Source organism: Candidatus Dadabacteria bacterium (genome assembly GCA_026706695.1).
GTDB lineage: Bacteria > Desulfobacterota_D > UBA1144 > Nemesobacterales > Nemesobacteraceae > Nemesobacter.
In genome coordinates this window covers 1-6,987 of sequence record JAPOYE010000003.1, presented here as the reverse complement: position 1 = coordinate 6,987, position 6,987 = coordinate 1, and the positions used below count along the sequence as shown (strand labels likewise).

At 52.3% G+C, this 6,987-nt stretch carries 7 protein-coding genes; 6 read left to right on the top strand and 1 reads right to left on the bottom strand.

Annotated features, from left to right (window positions below; all coding sequences use genetic code 11):
• The 6 genes from OXG10_00135 to OXG10_00110 all read left to right on the top strand — a co-directional run.
• A partial coding sequence (locus tag OXG10_00135) for a tryptophan synthase subunit beta (GenBank protein ID MCY3825781.1) occupies positions 1 to 191 on the top strand: 191 nt, incomplete at its 5' end.
• Positions 192 to 340: 149 nt separating this feature from the next.
• Positions 341 to 1,141: a tryptophan synthase subunit alpha gene (gene trpA / locus OXG10_00130; GenBank protein ID MCY3825780.1), complete on the top strand. Its 801-nt coding sequence runs from the start codon at positions 341 to 343 to the stop codon at positions 1,139 to 1,141.
• Positions 1,142 to 1,189: 48 nt separating this feature from the next.
• Complete coding sequence (locus tag OXG10_00125; protein ID MCY3825779.1) at positions 1,190 to 2,479, top strand: DHH family phosphoesterase; 1,290 nt, start codon at positions 1,190 to 1,192, stop codon at positions 2,477 to 2,479.
• Positions 2,480 to 2,610: 131 nt separating this feature from the next.
• Positions 2,611 to 3,639, top strand: coding sequence for an N-acetyl-gamma-glutamyl-phosphate reductase (gene argC / locus OXG10_00120; protein MCY3825778.1), 1,029 nt, complete (start codon positions 2,611 to 2,613; stop codon positions 3,637 to 3,639).
• 7 nt (positions 3,640 to 3,646) lie between these two features.
• Positions 3,647 to 5,092 carry an AMP-binding protein gene (locus tag OXG10_00115; protein MCY3825777.1) on the top strand — a complete coding sequence of 482 codons (1,446 nt, stop codon included), beginning with the start codon at positions 3,647 to 3,649 and terminating at the stop codon, positions 5,090 to 5,092.
• Positions 5,089 to 5,370 (top strand): acyl carrier protein, encoded by a 282-nt coding sequence (locus OXG10_00110; GenBank protein MCY3825776.1) that lies wholly within the window; start codon positions 5,089 to 5,091, stop codon positions 5,368 to 5,370. The genes OXG10_00115 and OXG10_00110 overlap by 4 nt, the downstream gene beginning before the upstream one ends.
• Positions 5,371 to 5,492: 122 nt before the next feature.
• Here OXG10_00110 and OXG10_00105 read toward each other — a convergent pair whose 3' ends face one another.
• On the bottom strand, positions 5,493 to 6,737 hold the full coding sequence (locus tag OXG10_00105; protein ID MCY3825775.1) for an IS110 family transposase: 1,245 nt from the start codon (positions 6,735 to 6,737) through the stop codon (positions 5,493 to 5,495).
• Positions 6,738 to 6,987 lie beyond the last annotated feature (250 nt).

The following is a 6,987-nucleotide window of genomic DNA, read 5'->3' as shown; positions in this document are numbered from 1 at the left end:
CGGACGAAGAAGCGCTCTCGGCGTTTTCCTATCTCTCGGAAGTAGAGGGAATAATACCCGCGCTTGAGACTGCCCATGCAATAGCCCACGTGCGTAAAATCGCTCCGTCCATGTCCCCCGAGCAGATTATAGTTATCTGTCTCTCCGGCAGGGGGGATAAGGATATACATACCGCTTCCTCTCTTATATGAAGAGGCGCGGACCAGTTTTTCTTCCCCGCAACCCGCTTGACAATAACCATACGCGCGTATATAAAGCTTGCGAAGGTTGGAGGTTCGTTTTTTATTCTGTTTGCTTGCGATTTCTGCGTTTCCAGACTGCCGGTTTCTTATAAAAGCACATGGGAAGGATAAAGGAAAAATTCCGCGAACTTCGGGAGAAAAACAAAGCGGCTTTAATCTGCTATGTTACCGCCGGGGATCCCGATATCGACTTGACCGAGCAGATCATTGACCACCTAGAGGCAAGCGGTGTCGACATGGTGGAAATCGGCATACCCTTCTCGGACCCCATGGCGGACGGGCCGGTGATCCAGGCTGCTTCGGAACGGGCTCTTGCTAACTCAACATCCCTCTCCGACGTGCTTTCGCTTGTTAAAAGGATAAGGTCCCGCTCGGATATTCCCGTGATACTTTTCGGCTACTACAACCCCTTTTTCTCCTATGGTACCGAGCGATTCGCGCGCGACGCGCGCGAGGCGGGAGCGGACGGAGTTCTGGTCGTCGATCTTCCGCCCGAGGAAGCCGGGGAACTGAGCGTCCATGTCGAGCAAGAGGGGCTTGACCGCATCTTTTTGCTTGCTCCTACGAGTACCGAAGAAAGGATAGAGATGGTGTCGCAAAACGCCTCGGGTTTTATCTACGTGGTTTCGGTTACCGGGGTCACGGGAGCGCGTCCTGACATGGACTACGATCTCGAGGATCTGGTGGAAAGAATAAAGCGCCGCTCTGAGCTTCCTGTCGGGGTAGGTTTCGGGGTGTCCTCCGCACGCCAGGCTGCCGCGATAGCCTCTTTTTCCGATGCTGTTATCGTGGGGAGCGCCCTTGTGAGAATAATCGAGAGCGGTGAAGAGGAAAGGCAGGAAATGCTGGGTAGGATTTTAAGCTTCACGGAGGAACTTAGCGCCGCCTGCTACAGATAGATGTTCTGAATTCCAGATACGATGAGCACGAACGGGGAAAAGCGATATATGTTCATCGGAGAATTTGACATTCTCCTGATGAGCCTTTTTAAGAACAGGGGTCAGGTAACAGAACTTGATTCTCCTGATGACGCGTTCAAACAGAAGGGAAACTTTACGCTTATAGTCGTAAACAACGAATTTGCAACCAAGGAGTTTCTGGCATCCCTTGCTCGCAGTTATACCACGAGCCCGATAGTTGTTTCCGCCGACGGTAGGCGGCGCAAGAGTGGCTATACAGCTAGATACGTAAGGTTCGACGAAGTCGCCGACAGCCAGATATCCTTTGAGGAGAAGCTCGCGAGGTCCGATATCTCCGTAAGACTGATAAGAGAGGTTCACCGCGACGCGCAAAAGCTTCTCATACTCGTTCATAACCAGCCCGACCCGGACGCGATCGCAAGCGCCATGGCCCTTCGGACTCTTCTCAGAAGGAACAGGAAAACGGCGACCATAGGCTACCTCGGGGAGAAAATTTCAAGACCCGAGAACGTGGCCATGGTGGAGCTTATGGACATAGACTTGCAGGTGATTTCCCAGGATGACATAAAAAATTTCGATTCCATAGCGCTTGTCGATGTGCAGCCTTCTTATTTCAGAGGCGAGATTACAGATATCGATTCGGTGATCGACCATCATCCGATAACCCCCGAGTGCGATGCAAAATTCACAGAGATAAGTTCCGAGGAAGGAGCTACCGCGACGATCATGACCCGGCTCCTCAGGGCCGCACAGGTTGAGATTTCCGCGAAACTCTCGGCCGCGCTTCTCTACGGCATAAAAACCGACACCATGATTCTCAACAGGGGTGCGGATCTTGACGACCTTGAAGCGTTTACATACCTCTACAGTCAGGCTGACTTGGCTTTGCTCAGGAAAATAGAGTCCAAAAACCTGTACTCAGAAGAGATCAAGCACTACGGCCAGGCGCTCTCAAGACACTGGATAAATGACGGAATAATTTTCATGAACCTAGGAAGGATAGAAAAGGAACATCTTATTGCCCAGGTGGCTGACATGGGGATGAAGGTGGAAGGGGTTAAATGGTCCGTTGCCTTCGGGATTGTTTCCGGTTCCCATGTGGTTATGTCCGTAAGAAACAGCGGGTCCGTCAAGAGCGCCGGGCGGCTGCTTTTCGAGCTTTTTGACGAAATAGGAAGCGCCGGAGGACACAGATCCTACGCCAAGGCCGTGATTCCCATGCAAGAAGTGAGGGAACTTATAGGAAAAACCTCGCGCAAGAACATAGAGCAGTGGATCGACAGGGTATTTAGAACCGCGACCGCTCAGAAGACCTGAGTACAGAAGCCAGCCTCTTTTTTCCGCTGAACCCGGTTTTTCCCTTCCGCTTTTAAAGCTATATTAATGATAGCAAGTCCCATATTAATCAAGGTGGATTTGCGACGAACAGCTTGGTTTCCCAAGAGAAGATGAAACTCAAAACGGCAATTCTGGGAGTTACGGGTTATGTCGGCCAGCAGCTTCTTTCCCTTCTGGCGCGCCACCCTAACATTGACCTGCGGGTGCTTACGTCTGAGAAGTTCTCGGGCAGGAAGGCGGATGAGGCGTTTCCGCATCTTTTGGGCTACTCGGATCTTATCCTAAGCCCCGTATCGAAAATTCCTGACTCAGAACCTCTCGATCTTCTGTTCTCCTGTCTTCCCGGGGGAACCTCTTCTGTTTTCGTGCGGAAGTTCCTTGAGAAGGGCGTAAGGGTGATCGATCTCAGTTCCGATTTAAGATTCTCTGACCCTGCCGACTACTCCCTGGCTCACGGCGTAGCGCCGCGCTTTCCCGAACTTCTCTCTCAAGCGGTCTACGGACTTAGCGAACTTAACCGCGAGAGGATAAAAAACGCCCCGTTGATTGCTAACGCGGGTTGCTACTCTACCTGCGTTTCACTCGCCGTGGTGCCTTTTCTTAAAGAGTATGAAGTGGAAAACGACATTATAGTGGACATAAAGTCTTCTTTTTCGACTTCGGGACGAGCGCCGAAACCCGAGAGTCACTACACCGAGGTAAAGGAGGACGTATCCGCCCGCGGGGCTGGAGGGGATGACCAGAAACATGAGATTCTTCGCGTGCTCTACGATTTCTGCGGCGTGAAGAAGAAACTGCTTTTCTTCAATACACGTATTCCGGTTAAAAGGGGGATAATGGCCACTTCGTATCTCAGGCTCCGCTCGGAGATCTCCCCCGATGAGGTAAGGGAACTTTACGCCGGGTTCTACGGAGATGATGCTTTCGTCCGGGTCTGCGACGAGCCGCCCGGAATGGCGTCTGTTTCCGGTTCCAACTGTATCTCTTTGGGTTTCTGCGAGCGGGAAGGGCATTTTGTCATCGTCTCGGTTCTTGACAATCTCATGAAGGGAGCCGCGGGCCAGGCCGTTCAGAACATGAATATAGTCTTTGGATTTCCCGAGGACACTGGACTCGGACAAGTTCCCCTTTTCCCGTGACGGGGCGATGAGAAACTACTGCGAAATACTTTATTCAAACCTGGAGCGAAATCCCCGGGGAGCGGCCGTCTGGTATCAAGGAGAAATCTACAGCTACGCGCAGCTCTGCGGCTTTGTTGACGGCTTTTCCTCGTTTCTTTCCAACCTGGGGGTGTCACGGGGGGATAAGGTGTGCGTTTTTCTTCCCAACTCGCTTTCCCTTGCCGTATCCGTTTTCTCGATAGCGAGACTCGAAATCGCCTGCGTTCCGATCGACAGCACCTCCGGAACCGAGGAGATAAGACACTGCCTTGAGTTCTCGAAGCCGGCCCTGATCATTACGGACGAATCTCTTGCGCATACCGTGAACGCCGTTTCCGGAGGCATAACCACCGTTTGCGTGACCCGGGACAATTTTCTTGGCGATGCTCCCGCGGGTCCGCCCGGAAACCGTCCTTCGGAGAAAGCCATCTACCTTTTTTCCACTGGCTCAACTGGAAAGCCCAAATGCGTTGCGAGAAGTCACGCCAACATGATCGCCCTTGCCCGGAATCATACGGCCACCATAAACTGGGATAGCGGGGACAGGATTCTTTTTTCGATTCCGATATCGCATACCTATGGCCTTGGGAACTTCGTAAGCGCCGTAAGCGTCGGGGCGTGCTGCTATTTCCTTCCGAGGTTTACCAGAAAAGAGGTTCTCGGCGTGCTTGAAGAAGAACAGATAACGATCTTTCCCGCCGTCCCGTTCATGCTAGAGACCCTCGCTCGAAGCGCGAGCCGTGGGGATTATGATTTCTCGAGGCTAAAGCACGTTATTTCCGCCGGGGCCCCCCTGTCCGAGGAAACCTTTTTTTCCTTCCACCGGGCTTTCGGCGTCTATCCCCGCCAGCTCTACGGTTCCTCCGAGACCGGGGTGATGGCAATTAATATCGCGGAGAACATAGAGGAGAAGCGTCTTTCAGTCGGAGTACCGGTTGAAAACGTCGTTATAAGGGTGGTCTCGGAAACCGGGGGCGAACTTCCGGTCGGGCAGATCGGCGAGATAATAATAAGGAGCCCTTCCATGACAGACGGCTATGTTGATTTTCCGGAAGAGACCGAGAGGGTTTTTGTCGACGGTTTTTACCACACCGGGGACCTCGGAATGTTCGACGGCGACGGGTATCTTTTCATTCGCGGAAGAAAGAAGCTTTTCATCAACATCTCTGGGAACAAGGTTGACCCGTTTGAAGTTGAGAACCTGCTTGTGACTCACGGGAAAATAACGGAAGCTGCGGTGATAGGAACCCTTGGAGCCGGGGGCAGGGAAGAGGTAAAGGCCTTTATCGTCGCGGACGGACTCACGAGGCGGGAAGTTGTCAGCTTCTGCAGGGGAAAAATTTCCGACTACAAGATTCCCACGAGGATCGAGTTTGTGGATACGCTTCCGAGAAGCCCTGCGGGCAAGGTATTGAGGGAGAGACTTAAGTGAGTGCGCGGAAAGAAATTCTGGGAGAGAAAATAAGGCGGCTTGTCATCGGCAAGTTCAATCTTGACATTGAGCCTCAGGATATATCGGCCGAGCAGTCGCTGATTGAACTCGGAGTCGGCGTTGATTCTGTGTCAACCCTTGAGTTCATTATGGAGCTTGAAGAGGAACTAGGAGTTTCCATTGACGAATCCGAAGTCAACCTCGGGGTTCTTGAGACTGTTGAGAGCCTTTCTGAATTTATAATATCAATCGGGTCTGTTGGTAAGGACAGAACTTAGAAACGAGTCGGCGTCTTTGTGAGCAGGGACTTCCTACCCTTTATCAAGCAAAAAATTTATATTTAGGCCGAGTTCGTTTTTTTTAATTCCTCCTTGTTTTTTACGATCTGATTTCAGTTTAGTTACGCAGCCTCCGGCAGAGGTTTCTTAAACTCCTTGTCGAACGGTTCTCCTTTTTTCAGCATGGCGCAGGCTACAGATAGCAGACGATCGCCTACTGTGCGAAGAGATCTGGAGTGGCGCAGTCCTCTAGCTCGCAATGAAGCGTATCTGGCCTTGCTTACAGGGTCGTGCAGCACTGCTACTGCTGCCCAGTGGTAAAGCGCCTCGGCAAGTCTGCGGGAAGCTGCCCTGCGTCGCATGACATACTTGCTTTTACCCGACTGTCTGGTTACCGGTGCGACTCCGACGAGACATCGAAGCGCCTTGTAATCACGGCGGCGTATAAGGTCGTAAGACTCGGCAAGCAGTGTTGAGAGCACAACTCTGCCAACCCCCGGGATGGAGCGCAGTATCTCAATATCTCCCACTGCTCCATTCTCTGTGCTTTCCCTCGCGGCCAAAGCGTCAATGGTTTCATCGATAAGAGCTTCTGTCCGCTTGATCTGTCTGTCTATGATCTTCATGCGTTCGACGGTGGCTTTTATACGAGTGACGCGACTTTTTTCTATTGGCTGCTGAATGCTTATTCCCTCCTGGCGCAGGATGTCCAGAACTCCCTTTGAGTCAACGCGCCTTACCCTGTGACGCTTCAGAAGCTTGTGAACAGTGGATGGTCTGGTTTTCCTTGCCGCGGCGGGCGTAGGAACAAGTTCCCACAGTTCAAGGAGCCAGGGGCGAAGAGTGTCTATAAGGTCATTGAACTGAGGGTAGTAGCTCCAAAGCAGCTGACGCAGGCGGTTTGTCATGCGGTTGCGTTCAGACATGAGTTCCTCTCTCGTGCGCGTCAGTTCCCGAAGTACGGCTATATCGGGGTTCTGAGGCTCAAGACGGCGGAAGTGGCGGCGGTCTGTACGCAATGCCGAGGCAAGCACTCGGGCATCTCTGCGGTCGTCTTTGGCTCCGGAGGGAGAGAAGCGGTCCCTGAAGCGGTCAAGCTGCTTGGGGTTTACGGAGTGCACCTCGAAGTTTTGCTCAAGCAGGCTTTCAACGACAGGTCCCCTTGTAACCTCAATAGCGACTGCGATATTCTGTGGGTCGGAATCCGAGAGTTTGGTCAACCAGCGGGCCATCTCCGAGAGGCCTCCGCCTCCGTGTTTGAAAGTTTGTTCTCCCAGAACGGAGCCGTTGTGATCTGTGAGGCATACCTGATGAGAGGAGAAGCCCCAGTCGATACCGGCAAAAAATATTGGTTTATCATTGTTCATGATAGAATACCTCCTGTGTGTTTTAATCGGGTCAGCCGTGATGGATGCCTGATCCAGTACAGGTGCTCTTTGGCACTAACTTCCTACTGGGCATTTATCACGGCGCTCGACCGGGGTGCATGTCCCCAATGAAGGCGCTCTCAGGCGCTGGGGGGAGGAGGCAACTCACGATCGAGCGTCCCGTGAATTTAATTAAACTTGATTTAACTTCTTTGCTTAATTCAAGCTTTTAGAAAGGTACTGGGGGGGG